This is a genomic window from Filimonas effusa (genome assembly GCF_004118675.1).
Classification (GTDB): Bacteria; Bacteroidota; Bacteroidia; order Chitinophagales; family Chitinophagaceae; genus Filimonas; species Filimonas effusa.
The window spans coordinates 243209-259399 of the sequence record NZ_SDHZ01000001.1 but is presented as its reverse complement, the minus strand read 5'-3'; the positions used below and the strand labels follow the sequence as shown (position 1 = coordinate 259399).

Below are 16191 nucleotides of genomic sequence, written 5' to 3'. Positions count from 1 at the left end.
AAATATATGGAAGCGCTCAAAAACATCCTGGGATTACAACTACCCACCGACCCAAGATGGGTAAACCTGGCGGAAATGGAATTGCAGGAAATATTAACAGATCATGCCTATTGTGAGCAAAAGGCTGCAACAAGCTGCATCACGTTAATCCAGCGTTACCCTACCAGAGAAGTGCTGGTAAAAGAGCTCTCTCCTATCGTTACCGAAGAATGGGGGCATTTCCGCCTGGTATTGCAGGAAATCTATAAAAGAGGATTAACGCTGGGCAACCAGCGCAAAGATGTATACGTAAACAAGCTAAAAGACTTTGAGCAAAAAGGAGGTGGAGAAGAAGGCAGGCTTACCGATCAGCTGTTAAGCTTTGCACTGATTGAAGCCAGAAGCTGCGAGCGGTTCAAAAGGCTCAGTGAAGGCTTGTCCGATGAATATATGCGCCAGTTTTACCGGCGTTTCATGGAAAGCGAAGCCGGACACTATGCCTTGTTCATTGAGCTGGCAGAAACATATGCACCTAAAGAAGCCGTGAGAGCACGCTGGCAACAATGGCTCGACTATGAAGCGGGCATCATGGAAAGCCTCGAAATAAGAGGAGACAGGATACATTAGCACAATATTCTATTACGAAACGGACAAGCCATATGGTACGCACAGGCATTTTATTTGTGATCATGCTGGGCCTTTTTCAGCAAGCTGCAGCTCAATCGGCACATAAAAAGATCTATTATGTTGATTCTATTTTCATACAACATTTATCGGCAGAAGACAATGTGCTTTACAAAGAGGATATTGCGGAGCAACGCCTGATAACCCACCCCGATTCTGTTAGCACCATGGGAATGGATGCCGGCGATACCATCATTTATATTATCACCAAGGCATATCTCGAACTATCCGATTCAGTACGGGCCATTCCAACGGTTTATACAATGGCAGACAAAAACGGGCTGCTTTATTACAGCGACACCTCAGCGGTCCCTTATTCCGGCCCATTCAGAGAATATTACCTGAACGGCGCGTTAAAAACGCGGGGAGAAATACAGGAAGGTTATATATCGGGTTATGTCACCGATTATTACCGAAACGGCACGTTAAAGTCGTCACGTTATTTCAGCCGTAATACGGAAGACGGAATCCGTGAAGAGTATTATCTCAATGGCTCTATACAACGCCGCGGCAATGTAGCAAACGGTTATATGCAGGGATTCTGGCAGGAATGGCATTCAACAGGGCGTCTTAAAAAAGAAATCCGTTACCTGAACTCGCAGCCTTTTTATGAAGAAGAAGGGGAAAGCGTGTTTTACCGGCTGGTAGAATCCATCCGTACGCTCCTGCATGCGGGCAACTATAAAGAAGCTTTAACCCATATCAGGGAATGCAAGACAGCCAAGCCGGATATGGAAGAGCTGTATTATTACTCCGGGATAGCGTATCAGGGCCTTCAGCAATTCCCGGAAGCGATAAAGTCTTTTACTGAAGCGCTCAAAATTGAGCCGCTTTATACCAATGCATTAAAAGAACGCGCTATAGTTAGTTCAATACTACTTGACACATTGCCAGCTGGGGCTACAGAAAGAAACGATCTGCGTTTATTATTATGTAACGACATCAAGGAAGCGGTACAGCTTGGCGTTAGCCGTGCTGCTTTTCAAACACTACGGCAACGCTACTGTTTGGAAGAAAACCCAGAACCTGTTGAATCACTCCATTCCGATTCAAAATAAGCCATCTCTTCAGTAAAATCAATCCAAGGATATAGTTCCATCAATTCGCGTGCTTTGTTCATGGTACTGTGCAGAAACTGCCTGTGCTGCTGTGAAGCCGGATTAAAAGGGCGATGCCTTCTTGCCAGCGCAATCCGTTTCACTTCTTCTATTATCAGCCTTGCAGTTTCATCGGTGCAGGAGGCTTTAAAGTGCTCCAATACAAACTGCGTGGCCTGGTAGTTGGGGTGCACCATGTCAATATCATAAAAACGGTAATCGCGCAGTACATCTATTACCAGCTCATAGGCGGGGAAATAATATAACCTGTCGAGTTTATTCACCAGATGATGAACTGCCTCTATCAGCCTTGCCTTACTGCGGTTATTCTCTGTTACGCCATCACGGATATGGCGCACCGGACTGATAGTAAAAATAATTTTCAACTTAGGATTAAACTGGAACAACCGGTAGATAGTACCATCAAGCATGGTAACGATCTCTTCTATTGTTGACAAGTGTTTTGTAAACTCCTGGGCCGGCGCCTTATGACAGTTCACCACGGGCTGCCCATTTTCTTTTAGCTTATAAACAAAAGAAGACCCCAGTGTAATAAGCAACCAGTCGGCCTGCTTCAGGAAATCGTGCGCCTGCTGCTGCGATTCATTGATAGCTGCCAACGCCTGTCCTGCAGAAGGATGTGAAAAGCGGCTATGGTGCATCCAGCTATGCCAGGCCTCATTCAATTCAAATAAGTCACCGGCAGCGTATTGCTTATTTTCCATATAAGCCACAAGGCTATTGCACACACCTATAGGATCGAACAGAATACCGCTGGGATTCTGCAGCACATTAAACTTTGCCTCTTCCAGGTTACGACCAATATGCTCGGTAAAACAAGAACCAATCAACAGGAGTTTATCCTGGTGTGTGATCAGCGGATCTAATGGTTTAATACGAATAGGCACCTGGAAATCCATATAAAACTTGCGATATAATTATTGATTTACAAAAACACCTGCCGCCATTTGGAGGCTATCGGACAATGCCTGTGTATTCAAAGGCAATTGTATTCCTTTAAAATGAAAGTAATCGATCATTTGCTCGGTGGCCATATTACCCACCAATTCATCCTGGGCCATAGGACAACCGCCAATACCTTTAAGCGCTCCGTCAAACCTATGGCAGCCGGCTGTTACAGCGGCTTCCAGTTTCTCCTGCCAATTGGCCGGCGTACTATGCAAATGCGCCCCAAAACTTACTGCCGGGTAACGCGGAATAACTGTTCGCAAAGCAGTGTTTATCTGCTCCGGAGTAGCCAGCCCCACTGTATCGGCAAGAGAGATCACAGTTATCTGTCTGGCAGCCATCTGATCGGCCCAATACAGCAGGATCTCCTCGTTATATACATCGCCATAAGGATTACCAAATCCCATACTCAGGTATACTACCAATGTTTTATTATGGCGAACACATAAGTCCTGGATGGCGTCTACCCTGGCAACACTTTCTTCTATGGAACTGTTTGTATTCCGTTGCTGAAACGTGGGCGAGATAGAAAAAGGAAAACCCAGCAGCGAAACCTTATCATAAGTTACTGCTTCTTCCGCCCCTCTCAGGTTGGCAACGATTGTGAGCAGCTTTGATGTGGTACCGCTCATATCCAGCGCATCCAGCACCTGCCTGGTATCGGACATCTGGGGTATGGCCTTGGGAGAAACAAAACTGCCGCAGTCGATGATATCAAAACCTACTTTCAGTAACTGAGCGAGATAAGCCAGTTTCTTTTCCGTAGGAATGAAATGTGGCCATCCCTGCATGGCGTCGCGGGGGCATTCTGTTATGATCACAGGTTCTGAGTGGTTCATGGTGTTGTTTTGATACGTTGCCTCACGGCCTCATACAGAATGATACCGGCAGCAACAGAAACATTAAATGAATCGAAGTCTCCTTTCATAGGTATGGTAAAATGAGCATCGGCGGCTTTGGACATAAAAGGCTGTACGCCCTTTTCTTCATTGCCCATGATAATACAACCGGGAATGGTAAGATCCAGTTCGAACAATTGCTTTTCAGCTTTCATTTCACTGGTAAACACCTGTATACCATTCAGATGAAGCGTATCAACCGCTTTCAGCAGGCTGTTTACACGGCAAACCTGCACCAGTTCCAATGCACCGGCACTGCTTTTCATTGCCTCTTCGTTGAGTGCGCCAACCCCTTTATCGGGAATGATCAAAGCCTGGGCGCCACAACAAACGGCACTGCGCGCAATGGCGCCAATGTTACGCACATCGGTAACGCCATCGAGCATTACAAAAAGCGGCGTCTCCCCTTTTTCCACTACCCAGTCGATCACCTGCTGCAGATCGTGATAAAATACAGCAGCCTTAAAGGCAATAACACCCTGGTGCTGGATATTGGTAAGACTATTCAGCTTTTCATTGGGAACATATTGAACCGGAACATTGTTATCCTTGGCAAGCTGCCTGATCTCGTTAATCACATCTCCTGAAGCATTTTTGAACATCAGGACCTTGTCTATCGTCTGACCGGAACGCAGCGCTTCAACAACGGGGTTACGGCCTGTAATAATATTTTTCTTAGAATGGAACATAATAGGCTGCGAAGGTAATCAATCCCCCGCATCTTCTGCCAAAGCTGCAATTAGCCCTGTTGCGGGCAGGTCTACCAAAGATAGGTAGCCGCCGCACCCGCAGGCAGCGACAAGGCATATTTGAAATCGCCCATTTTGGCATAGAAAGACTGTGGCCTGCTACTACTGTTAAACGCGATCAGCACCCTTTTGCCGGCAGGAGTCACGAAAGCCACGTTAGGCAAATCCGGCAGCAGGTTAGAACCAATGCGTCTGGAACCCGGTCGTACCCATTTGGCACCATGCGCCATAATATAGTAGGCGGGATTACGCACAACATTATCACCATCGATCGTTACCGCTCCCAGGCAACGGTCGCATCCTCCCCTATCGGTATGCGGTTTGTATTGCGGGTCGGAGGCCAGATTCCATTCGAGCACATTTTTACACCAGTTACGCGAAGCGCCGATGGTAAGCTGCCGGATATGAAAAGCAAGATCTTCCTGCATATTGCCGGGCGCGCCCAGCCATTGTTCCGTGAAATAAAGGTTCTTATCCGGATGCGCTTCATGTACTTTAGACAACGCATCGATGGTACCGCCATACAAATGAAAAGCCGAGCCATCGATATATTTTTTTGCTTCGGGGTCATTAAGAATGGAAATAGGATAGTCGGGTCTGTCGGCATTATGATCGTAGATAATGATCCTGGTACGCAGTCCTGCTTTGCTGAATGCGGGCCCCAGGTGATTTTTTACAAAATCAGCCTGATCGGGGGCCAGCATCAGCATACTCGGGTTATTACCCGGGTGCAGGGGTTCGTTCTGAACGGTAAGTGCGTCCAGCGTTACCCCTTCCTGCTGCATCTCATGAATATACCTCGTTAAATATTTTGCATAAACACCGGCATATTGCGGCAACAGGCTGCCGCCCCTGGTATCGCCTGTCGTTTTCATCCAGGCGGGGGGCGACCAGGGGGAGCCCATTATTTTGATATGCGGATTCACCGCCAGTATTTCTTTCAACATAGGCAGCAGATAGCGCCTGTCGGGGTCGAGACTAAAACGGGCCAATGCCGTATCGGTTTGTCCTGCGGGCAGATCGTTATAGCTAAAAGGCTTTTCATCGAGGTCCGATGCGCCCACACTAATACGCAGATAACTGATGCCTATATTGGCACCTGAGGTATCGAACAACTCCTTCAGCAACGCTGCCCTGGCAGCGGGCTGCATGCGGCTTAACGCCAAAGCGCTGCCACCCGTAAGCGTACACCCGAAACCATCCATTTCCTGGAACTGTTCTGCCTCATTCAGCTCAATTACGGGCAGCCCGTCTGTAGCAACCGGCGCCACTGCCACCTGTTCTTTAAAAAGAATATTTCCTGCAGGATGCGTAAGCCAGGTCACCGTTTTCCCATCACCATTTTCTTTGCTGCCACCGGAATGCGATTTGCATCCGTAGAATACACCCATCAACAACAACAAAAGGCCACTAGTTACCAACGTATTTTTCATATTACAAGCTATTAATACTCAGGATTTTGATCCAATGCAGGGTTTAAATCGATCTGTTGCTGCGGAACAGGCATAATGGTACGATATGGCTGCACATTATAATTCAGCGGTGTTCCGTTCAATCCCTTTTGTGCATTCATTACTTCTACTGCTTTACCGGTACGAACAAGATCGAACCAGCGATGCCCTTCAAACGCAAGCTCCAGCCTTCTTTCGTTGGCAATCACCGTTTCGGCCGCAGCAGCATTGGCAGCCGTTTTAGGTCCCAGGCTCACACGGGCACGGATAGCAGCAACAATAAGCATAGCACCCGTAACATCATTAGCTTTCACCAATGCTTCTGCTTTCAGCAGCATAATGTCAGGCAGGCGTATCATATAAAAATCGTTCGTACCATCGCGCGGATCATTGAACTTGACAATAAAAGGATAATTATTGGAAGGCCAGTTGACATCGGAAAACTGTCCTGTGATATCCAGAAATTTAATAGACGCGTTGCGACGGATGTTATCGCTTTCTGTATTAAACAGCGCTACCAGGTCGTTAGAAGGCGTACTGAATTTTTTCCATCCCCCACCTTCATAGTTGCCAATGCTGCCACCTACAAAAATGGAGGGAATCCAGTTACCAACGCCATCACCTGAATTATATCCTGAGAAGTTGATCTCCCATATGGCTTCACTACTGTTCTTATGATTGTTGTCCCACAGGAAATTGTAATCAGACACCAGGCTGTATGATGGAATGGTCTGATCACAGTAATACCTTACAGAATCCCAGTTGGGTGAAGGCATTGCTGCATGAACTTTGGCCAGGGTTGCATTCACCGCACCTTTTGATACCAGGTATTTGTTGGGTGCTGCAGCAACCTCACGGGCATTGGCTTTTGCAAACCAAAGATCGGCACGGATAGCATTATATACCGAGTCAACTGAAGAACGCGGAACGATAGTAGACTTCAGCAGGGTTTCGGAAGTAGACTCATCGGGCCTTTGCAGGATAAGCGGCACTCTTCCAAAAAGCCTTACCAGGTCGAAATAAGTGAAAGCCCTGAAGAAACGCAGCTCAGCCAGCATCTGGCTCTTACGTGCGGCCGTCAATGCCGGATCGTTACAGGCTACGATCTGGGCCAGGGCAATATTCGTTCTGCCTATCAGCTCATAAGCCCTTTGCCAGTCGCGGTTGAGGTTGCCATTCAGCGAATTGAACCGGAAGTTATCAAGGGTGATATTGGCAGTGTTATCGCCGCCCGCATAATTATTATCGGACAATACATCGCCATTAGTGATCCGGTCGAAAACAGAGAACTCAAGCGCTTCCCTTTTATAGTACAGGTAAATACCTGCCACCAGGTTTTCAGCTGCTGCTGCCGTGATGGTAGAATCTTCGTTTTCACGCACCAGCCATGTAACCGGCTCTTTATCGAGCACTTTAGAACAGGCGGAGCCGGCAGCCAAAACAACCGCCAGCATGATCGTATATAAAATATAATTTGTTTTCATTGCAATTCATTTAGCGTTTCAGCATGTTTTTCTTACAGACCTATATTTAAACCCACCAGGAATATTTTAGCCTGAGGATAAGCACCATAATCGATACCTAAGGAAACATTCCTGTTATCCTGTGTATTATTGGAAGAGCCATATGAATTCACTTCCGGATCAAAGCCGGTGTATTTGGTAATGGTGAACAGGTTTTGCGCCGATACATATATCGATGCACTTCTGAAGCCAATCCTTTCAATCAAGCTTTCCCCTAACCTGTACGACAATGTAATGGTTCTGAAACGGAGATAAGAACCGTTTTCCAGGAAGCGTGTAGAGATGAGTGCATTGTTATCACTTCCGGCAAGCACACCGGGCATATTGGTAACATCACCCGGCTTCCTCCACCTGCTTAAGATAGCTGTACTCTGGTTCCGGGAATCTTTCATCCCTTCTGTTTCCACCCGCACGCCATTGTATATTTTATTTCCCTGTGAACCTTGTATGAATACGGACAGATCAAAGTTCTTATAAGAAACGGCGTTGGTCATACCGTATACAAACTTAGGCTGTGCGCTTCCTATCAATCGCCTGTCTGAAGGCTTCGGCTCCGTTACCTTGGAACCATCGCCGGCCTGATACAACTGTAAACCCGTAGCAGGATCAACACCTGCAGCCACATAACCAATAAACTGTCCGAGGCCATACCCTTCTTTCAGTACAATCGCATTTCCTTTTTCATAGATCTCACCAAAGGCAGTGAGTTCACCAATACCATCGGCAATCTTCAATACTTTATTCTGATTAAACGCGATATTGAAATCTGTTGTCCACGTAAGATCCTTCTTAACAATGTTGCGGCTTGAAAGCATAAACTCCTGGCCTATGTTCCGCATAGAGCCACTGTTCAGTAACAGGCTGGATACGATCTGGCCGCTTACCGGTACTTTAACCAGTACATCCTTCGTATTTTTTACATAGAAATCGGCGGTAAAGGTGAGGCGCCTGTTGAGGAAGGTTGCGTCGATACCGATATTGGTTTGCGTTGTTTTTTCCCAGGTAAGCGTTTGCGGTGCAATAGTATTAATATCAACGGCGCCTGTGGTAGGATCAATCTTGTTCAATGACAGATAGTCGTAGCTGTCGATACCTTCCTGGTTACCGTTCTTGCCCCAGCTGGCACGCAGTTTCAGATCGTTCACAGCACGTACATTCTTCATGAAGGCTTCGTCCGAAATGCGCCATCCGGCAGAGAAAGAAGGGAAAGCAGCCGTTCTGTTACCGGGTGCGAACTTAGAAGACTGGTCAACACGCATATTCGCCTGGAACAGGTATTTGCCGGCATAATCGTAAGAGAACCTTGCGAAATACGACATCAGCCCCCATTCCTTAATGGTTCTGGCAGGCGCAGTGGTTTTATTTTGCGCCAGGGCATAACGGCGGCTCCAGTCGCTGAAGCGATATTGTGAATCGATGACAGAAGCGGTAAGATAGGTTTCTTCGTAGTGTGAGTCCTGAACAGACCAGCCACCCAGCGCGCTGAAATTATGTTTATTCCAGTTTTGGGTAAAGGTGATGGTTTGTTCGCTCAGCCATACCAGTTCTTTGGAAAGACGTTCGCTTAGCGAGCCCCTGGCATTACGGCCAGCCTGTGTGTAAATAGGATCGGTAGAACCTTTGTTGTCATTATTCTTATAGTCGAGCCCAAAGCGCGATTGTACGACCAGCCCTTTTAACAGGTTGAAATCGAATCCTACATTAGAGACGATCCTGTCGTTAAGAAATTTGTTATCCCTGCCAATGATAGCGCCCAAAGGGTTTTCCCATCCTGTTTGCGGGTTCTGTCCAATTCGGCCCTGTGCATCGTACATGGGTACAGTTGGCGGTGTGGTAAGGGCAGATAAAACAACACCTCCCCTGGCCACACCGGCGTTATCGGTAACATCGTTGATATGCTCGCGCGACATTAATGTGGAAGTAGAAACAGTGAGCCAGTCTTTAATTTTTGAACTCAGGTTCACCCTGGCATTGAAGCGCTCGTAGGTAGCAGGCTTCACCATACCCTTCTGGTTGGTATATCCCAGTGAAATATAATGCTGTGTTTTATCGTTGCCGCCGGACAATGCCAGTTGATAGTTCTGCTGTGTACCTGTTCTAAAGACTTCGTCCTGCCAGTTGATATCGTTTGCCTGCACCATGGCATCGGTAACAGTACCGGCCCCCAGCGTTTCATTGGCATATTCCTGGTATTGTTTGGCATTAAGCATGTGCAGTTTACGGGTAGGAGTGCTGGTGCCGAAGTAGGAAGTAAAATCAATCCTGGACTGCCCTTTTTTACCTTTTTTGGTAGTGATCACCACAACCCCGTTTGCGGCCCTTGTACCATAGATAGCGGTGGAAGCCGCATCTTTCAGCACAGAAACCGATTCTATATCATTAGGAGAGAAAGCGGCAATATCTGTCATAGGAATACCATCCACCACATAAAGCGGTTCATTACCGGCGCTGATGGAGGAAGAGCCGCGTACACGGATGGAAAGCACGGCGCCCGGTTTACCTGAAACGGACGTCACCTGCACACCGGCAGCCTTACCCTGCAATGCCTCACCGGCATTTACAATAGGCCTGTTGGCAATATCTGCCGCCGATATTACCGATACGGAACCGGTAAGATCTTTTTTGCGTTGAGCGCCATAACCTATGACCACTACAGCCTCACCCAGAGAACTAGTGGACTGGAGCATTACGAGGTCTATTTGTGTACGCCCATTCATTGGGATCAGTTGCGTTTCATAACCTACAAAAGAGAATTCCAGGGTGGCTTGCGCCGAAGCGGGTCGCAGCTGGTACTCTCCCTGGGTATTGGTCACTATACCCTGACCGGTTCCTACTACGCGAACGGTAACGCCGGAAATTGGATTTCCGGTTGAATCTTTTACGACACCTTTTACTGAAGCAGGCGTTTGCGCAAATGCCATGAAGCAAACTGCCAGCAAGAAGGATGTCAACAGCGAAATTTTCTGTTTCATAATTGGAAAGCTTTGTCGTGTACTTGAGTCACAGTTCTAAATCAAGGAAAGAAGCAGGGAAAATCAGCGAAGGGGGCAAGCAATCTTTACGCTCGGTTTTAACTGTGAGATTTGTTAAAGTTTCGGATACGAAGTTAACATGGTTTTCAGGGTGAAAACAAATAAAATTTCACATAAAATACTGAAAACTAATAACTTACGCATTTATTGATACGCTTTAATACCGGGAGAACGACAAGGCTAAACGCCTGATATACAGTGAACAGAAAGATAACAGCCGTTAGGTATTTTTTGTTTTTGATACGGTTGGTTATCGGGAAAAAAATTTAGCACACCAGTTTGCTCCACCCGTGCTCGTCGGCCTGGCGGAGTTCTTTTTTACGCTCTTCCATCAGCGCACGTACCTTATTCAGGTAGGTCCAGCAGGTGCTTTGGCGGATTCCGAGGATCCCTGATAATTTGTGAGAGGAGATCTTACCTTTTGCGGAGTAAATAAGGAACACCATGTAAAAAGCCTTATTAATAGGGATCCTGCTATTCTGGAAGATGGTATTGGCAAGTACAGATTCTTCGTAGCCGCATTTGGAGCAACGCCGGCTAAAAGGCTGATGACCTGGAAAATGCTGCGTATTCCCGCACTTACGGCAGGCATAGCCCTCTTTCCATTTTAAGCCAGCGAGGAAACGGAAACAGCTTTCGGCATCCGGGTAAATACTGCTGAATTCTTCAAAGTTCACCGGGGCAGATAACGCACGTGCCTGGGTAACTTTTTCAACATTGGAGCGTAACTGTGTATTGTCCTGTTCCAACAGCGCATTCATACGGGAAATTTCTTCCGCCTGTTCCAGCAGCAGGTCATTTACCTCGGCGAGCTCCTTATTCTGCTGTTCAATAAGCGCTGTTTTCTCCAGCAGCTCTTTGGTTCTTTCTCTTACCTGTTGTTCGAGCTTGCGGTTCAGGTTATCCTTCAAGCGTGCGTTCACCGTCATCTGCCGGATCATTTCCTGCCGGGCGCGCTCTCTTTTCTTTTTCAGCAGCCGCACCTTATCGCCGATAGCAAATGACAGGAAGAACATTTCCGTGATAAAACAAAACCCCAGACTATAATAGCTGACAGCACCAAAGTTGAGCCAGCTATATCCCAGCATGATAAAGAACTTTAAAAGAAAACCTATCAGCAGGAAACTATATCCCAATACAAAGAAGCGGGCGGGGCGATACCCTTTTGCCAGCATGTATACACCTGTAAAATAGGCCAGCGCCAGGGGAATAAATTCGATAAACTTATAATTCAGCCACTGCGGATGAAAGAACCAGCAAATGACGAAAAACGAAATGCGCGCAACGATCACTATCTCGATACAAGTGCTGAGCAGCGGAAACTTTGTGCGTACATGCAGCAGCTTTCGTGTGAAGAGCAAGGTAAAAACACTGATGCATAACAACGGCACTGCAAAAGCATATTCATTCCAGTGAATGGCATGCGGCCACAGGTATTGGAAGGCAATACCATCGGTAGACATTTCATAAAGGCCTACGCTCAATATATACAATACATAATAGAGATACTGTCTTTGCCTTACAGCGATAAACATGATCAGGTTATAAAAACTGAAAATGAGGATCATGCCATAGAAAATGCCAAAGCTAAAATATTCATCCAGCGCATATCCTACAAAACGGTTCACCGAGCGTAATACCACAATAATATCGGCCAGCTGGCTCGACCTGATACGGAAATAATAAACAGCTTCGCCGTTATGGCTGTTGGTTACAGGTAATTCGAAGTTCTTATGTCTGAAAAGCCTTTTACCGAAGGGCTGATGATCGCCCAGCGCAATGCTATCGTAACCGCCTGCAGCTGTTGGCATATAGGCGGTGATTTCATCGATCGTCTGGTCAAAGAATTCAAGCAGAAATGATTTATTGACTGCACTATCGCGCTTTATGCGAATGCGATACCAATAGTATTCATTGAGTTTAGTATTCTGGGGAGTGCTGGCCCGATTAGGCTTAAAGCGTGCAGATGTTGCCGGCGCCGTTATCTGCTGCCATTGCAGCATCCCCGTTTCATCGTGCAGGACCTCAATTTCCTTAAATGTAAAAATATGTTCCTCCAGTTGGGGCGTAATGGCAACTGCCTGTTGTGCCTGAAGCCGTGCGGCTAAAAGCAAAGTTGCAGCAAATACTGCCAGCTTAAGAACAGCTGTTCCCATATGCGCACCCAATCGTTTCATGGACGCAATAATAAGCTATTATCAGCGCAGAGAGTACAACCTGGAGTCAACTGCTTTTTTAACGCTGCCATATTGCAGCAGCAGCGACCTGGCGCTCTCATAATCGAGGTACTGTAATTGAGATTGTACCATCCTGGCGCCTCTTTCAATCAGTTTTTCATTGCTAAGCTGCATGTTCACCATGCTGTTATCTTCTACCCTGCCCAACTGGATCATAACAGATGTAGAGATCATATTCAGCACCAGTTTCTGGGCCGTGCCGCTTTTCATACGGGTGCTGCCAGTAACGAACTCGGGGCCTACGATCACTTCCACGGGAAAGTCGGACAGATCGGCGATAGGACTACCTGGGTTGCAAACAATACAACCGGTAGTAATACCTCTTTTACGGCATTCTTCAAGCGCGCCAATCACATAGGGAGTAGTTCCGCTTGCGGCGAGCCCTATTACCACATCATTGGCACTTACATTATACTGGAGCAGGTCTGTCCAGCCCTGTTCTTTACTGTCTTCCGCAAATTCAACCGCCTGGGTAATGGCAATATCGCCACCGGCAATAATACCAATCACCAGTCCGTACGGCACACCATAAGTAGGCGGGCATTCACTGGCATCAACAATGGCCAGCCGCCCGCTGGTGCCTGCGCCGATATAAAACATTCTGCCGCCTGCGAGCATTTTATCGCTGACAGCGGTAACGAGTTGTTCAATCTGGGGGATGGCTTTTCTGACAGCATGCGGAACAGTCTGGTCTTCCTGGTTGATGTTTGCCAGTAATTCCCCGATACTCATTTTCTCGAGGTGCCTGTAGGGTGAAGGTTCTTCGGTAACTCTTTTCAGTTTGTTCATATTCGATGCCTCTTATCGCAACCCGGGGTCACGAATGATATGTTACTAATCCATCTATTGGATTTTTGAGGACACGACCTAACTCCAGTTCATAAGTAGCACAGAGCTCTTTCAATACATCTTTAAAACCGAAGGCTATACTTCCCGCAAAATGGATGGGAGAAGTCCAGCTTTCCCGGTATTTATACAGATGGGTAAAGAAGAAATCATTCAAGCCGTCCTCAATAATATTTTCGATCATATAATGGCCGCGATTCTCAGCCAGGAAGATGGCAAATGAAGCCAGGTACCTGTTAGGGAGCGGTTTTTTATATACATTTTCCAGGATCTCGATCTGCGTTGTTTCGAAGCGGGCAACAAAACGCGCCATCAGGTCTTCGTCGAACGTATTATATAAGAAATACTGGATCACTTTTTTGCCCAGGTAAGCGCCACTTCCCTCGTCTCCCAATACATATCCAAGTCCCGGGCTGTTCTTTACAATCTTGCTGCCGTTGTAGTAGCAGGAGTTGGAACCGGTTCCCAGGATGCAGGCGATGCCTTTTTCCTTCTGACAAAGCGCACGTGCGGCGCCCAGCAGATCGTGGTTCACTTCAATGCGGGCCGAAGGGAACAGCTTTTTCAGGGCCGATTTCACCAGTTTCGCATTAGCGGGGTTAGCCAATCCTGTACCGTAATAAAACAGTTCGTCCACTTCAACTCCCTTGCATTTGGGTAAAAGCTCCTTTTGCATTACTGCCACCATTTGTTCCTGTGTCAGGAAATAAGGACTCATACCCTGTGTAAAGATCTTCTTCGCTCTTCCTCCCTCCGGCAACAAACGCCACTCGCATTTTGTGGATCCGCTGTCGGCGATAATTTTTACTGCCATGTTTCTTTGTTTAACGTTGGCATTTAAAGCTGCAAGATAAGCAGGTTTTTGCGTTTATTAGCGGGTTTTGCCGACTTAATTTCGCAAAAACAGCAGCAAAAACCTGCATTCAGGTTCGGCTGAAGTCCCTGCACGCAAACCTTTTCCCCAACTTTAAATGATTTATAAGATATTCGTGCTTTGATGTAACAAGATACAAAGAAGCGATTTTATGGGAAGTAAAAAGTTGCAGGTTTGGCTGCCGTTACTATTTGCGGTGGTAATGACGATAGGAATGTTCTTAGGGTTCAAATTAAAAGAGAAAACCTCAGGGAGTGCAATCGGCTTTTTCCAGAATACGAAGAAAAGTTCTTTGCAGGAGATCACAGACCTTATCAATAACAAATATGTGGACGAATTAAACAAGGATAGCCTCAACAATGCGGTTATCGACGATCTGCTGGCGCACCTCGATCCGCACTCCATCTACATACCTGCCAAGAACCTGGATGCCGCCAATGAAGAGCTTCAGGGTAATTTCCAGGGTATTGGCGTTGAATTCCAGATGTTTAACGATACGGTGAATGTATTAAACGTAATAGAGAATGGCCCATCCTTTAAAGCAGGCTTACAGGTAGGCGACAAGATCATCAAGGTAAACGACAGCATACCACTTACAGGCAAGGCTGTTAAAGCCGAAGATGTACGCAAGCAGTTGCGCGGACCGGGCGGCTCGGTGGTACAGGTAACCCTTATCAGGGATGGCGCTGCCAAAAAAGTAGCCATCACCCGTGGCACCATTCCTTTGTTATCCGTAGATGTGGCATATATGATCACACCTGAAACAGGGTTTCTCCGTATCAATAAGTTTTCCGAAACCACCTACGAAGAATTCATGTCAAACCTCGAGCAATTAAAGGCCAAAGGCATGAAATCACTGATCCTGGATCTTCGTGGCAATGGCGGCGGATTATTATCGGAAGCCGTAGACATTGCCGATGAGTTCCTGAGCGACGATAAACTGATCGTATACACCCAGGGAGCAAAAGCCCCGCGTATGGAATACCGTTGTAAACGCCCCGGTTTATTTGAAACGGGAAAACTTACGGTGTTAATCGATGAAACATCGGCATCTGCAAGCGAGATCCTTTCCGGCGCCCTGCAAGACTGGGACCGTGCCACCATCATTGGTCGCCGCAGCTTTGGTAAAGGCCTGGTACAACAGCCCTTCCAACTGAGCGATGGTTCCGGCCTGCGTTTAACCATCGCCCGTTATTACACGCCACTGGGCCGTAATATTCAAAAGCCGTATAACAAAGGCAAAGAGAAATATGAAGAGGACCTGATCGACCGTTTACATAACGGCGAACTGGTAAAAGCCGACACCTCAAAACCTACAGGCACCCCTTTCAAAACACCTGCCGGCAGGGTGGTATATGGTGGTGGCGGCATTACACCCGACGTATTTGTACCTTATGATACGGCCACCTTGCAAAAAGAAATTTACCAGCTGTACCTGAAAGGCACGCTCAACCGGTTTGTTTACAATTATTATGTAGAAAACCGCGCCTCCTTTAAAGCATTCAAGAATGCGTCAGATTTTGCGAAACAATACAGCGCAGGCGCCAGGGAATGGTCGGCCATTACCGCTGCCGCAGCCAAAGACAGCATTAACCTCAACAGCGTGAACGGTACCGGCAAAACCGATCTACTTCTTACCCTCAAAGCACTCCTGGCCCGCCAGATCTGGCGCACCGAAGGTTACTATGAAGTAATGAATGCCCGCGACCCGATGCTGGAAAAGGCGCTGAAAAAGTAGGTAAAAAACATCGGGCTATTTATCCCGGTAAGCAGGGCCGTATCAAAAACAGGTACGGCCCCCTGCCGCAGCCATTAAAAACACGAACATCTGTTCCTATTCTCCCCCTGGCA

12 protein-coding genes are annotated in these 16191 nt (G+C 47.1%); 3 read left to right on the top strand and 9 right to left on the bottom strand.

Annotated features, from left to right (window positions below):
* Positions 1 to 6: 6 nt before the first annotated feature.
* Entirely contained in the window at positions 7 to 606 is a 600-nt protein-coding gene (miaE, locus tag ESB13_RS01015; protein WP_129001187.1) for a tRNA-(ms[2]io[6]A)-hydroxylase, read from the top strand.
* A 32-nt stretch (positions 607 to 638) separates the two neighbouring features.
* Positions 639 to 1721, top strand: a complete 1083-nt coding sequence (locus ESB13_RS01010; RefSeq protein WP_129001186.1) for a tetratricopeptide repeat protein — start codon at positions 639 to 641, stop codon at positions 1719 to 1721.
* On the opposite strand, the gene ESB13_RS01005 is transcribed toward ESB13_RS01010, so the two are convergent.
* The 9 genes from ESB13_RS01005 to ESB13_RS00965 all read right to left on the bottom strand — a co-directional run bounded on the left by ESB13_RS01005 (position 1664) and on the right by ESB13_RS00965 (position 14280).
* Positions 1664 to 2680, bottom strand: a complete 1017-nt coding sequence (locus ESB13_RS01005; RefSeq protein WP_129001185.1) for a GSCFA domain-containing protein — start codon at positions 2678 to 2680, stop codon at positions 1664 to 1666. The genes ESB13_RS01010 and ESB13_RS01005 overlap by 58 nt on opposite strands.
* 18 nt (positions 2681 to 2698) lie before the next feature.
* A complete protein-coding gene (locus ESB13_RS01000; RefSeq protein WP_129001184.1) occupies positions 2699 to 3568 on the bottom strand; it encodes a hydroxymethylglutaryl-CoA lyase in 870 nt (289 codons plus the stop codon).
* Positions 3565 to 4317 (bottom strand): 23S rRNA (guanosine(2251)-2'-O)-methyltransferase RlmB, encoded by a 753-nt coding sequence (gene rlmB, locus ESB13_RS00995; RefSeq protein ID WP_129001183.1) that lies wholly within the window; start codon positions 4315 to 4317, stop codon positions 3565 to 3567. Before rlmB ends, ESB13_RS01000 begins: the two co-directional genes overlap by 4 nt.
* Positions 4318 to 4388: 71 nt before the next feature.
* Complete coding sequence (locus ESB13_RS00990) at positions 4389 to 5810, bottom strand: glycoside hydrolase family 30 protein (protein WP_220399522.1); 1422 nt, start codon at positions 5808 to 5810, stop codon at positions 4389 to 4391.
* Positions 5811 to 5821: 11 nt separating this feature from the next.
* Positions 5822 to 7312 carry a RagB/SusD family nutrient uptake outer membrane protein gene (locus tag ESB13_RS00985; protein WP_129001182.1) on the bottom strand — a complete coding sequence of 497 codons (1491 nt, stop codon included), beginning with the start codon at positions 7310 to 7312 and terminating at the stop codon, positions 5822 to 5824.
* A gap of 32 nt (positions 7313 to 7344) precedes the next feature.
* Positions 7345 to 10323: a SusC/RagA family TonB-linked outer membrane protein gene (locus tag ESB13_RS00980; RefSeq protein ID WP_129001181.1), complete on the bottom strand. Its 2979-nt coding sequence runs from the start codon at positions 10321 to 10323 to the stop codon at positions 7345 to 7347.
* A gap of 326 nt (positions 10324 to 10649) precedes the next feature.
* Positions 10650 to 12560: a 7TM diverse intracellular signaling domain-containing protein gene (locus ESB13_RS00975; RefSeq protein ID WP_220399521.1), complete on the bottom strand. Its 1911-nt coding sequence runs from the start codon at positions 12558 to 12560 to the stop codon at positions 10650 to 10652.
* 21 nt (positions 12561 to 12581) lie between these two features.
* Positions 12582 to 13409 (bottom strand): N-acetylmuramic acid 6-phosphate etherase, encoded by an 828-nt coding sequence (gene murQ / locus ESB13_RS00970; RefSeq protein WP_129001180.1) that lies wholly within the window; start codon positions 13407 to 13409, stop codon positions 12582 to 12584.
* Between the two features lie 28 nt (positions 13410 to 13437).
* Positions 13438 to 14280, bottom strand: a complete 843-nt coding sequence (locus tag ESB13_RS00965; protein WP_129001179.1) for an N-acetylglucosamine kinase — start codon at positions 14278 to 14280, stop codon at positions 13438 to 13440.
* A 211-nt stretch (positions 14281 to 14491) separates the two neighbouring features.
* Between ESB13_RS00965 and ESB13_RS00960 the strand changes: the two genes are divergently transcribed.
* Entirely contained in the window at positions 14492 to 16078 is a 1587-nt protein-coding gene (locus ESB13_RS00960; RefSeq protein ID WP_129001178.1) for a S41 family peptidase, read from the top strand.
* Positions 16079 to 16191: the final 113 nt, after the last annotated feature.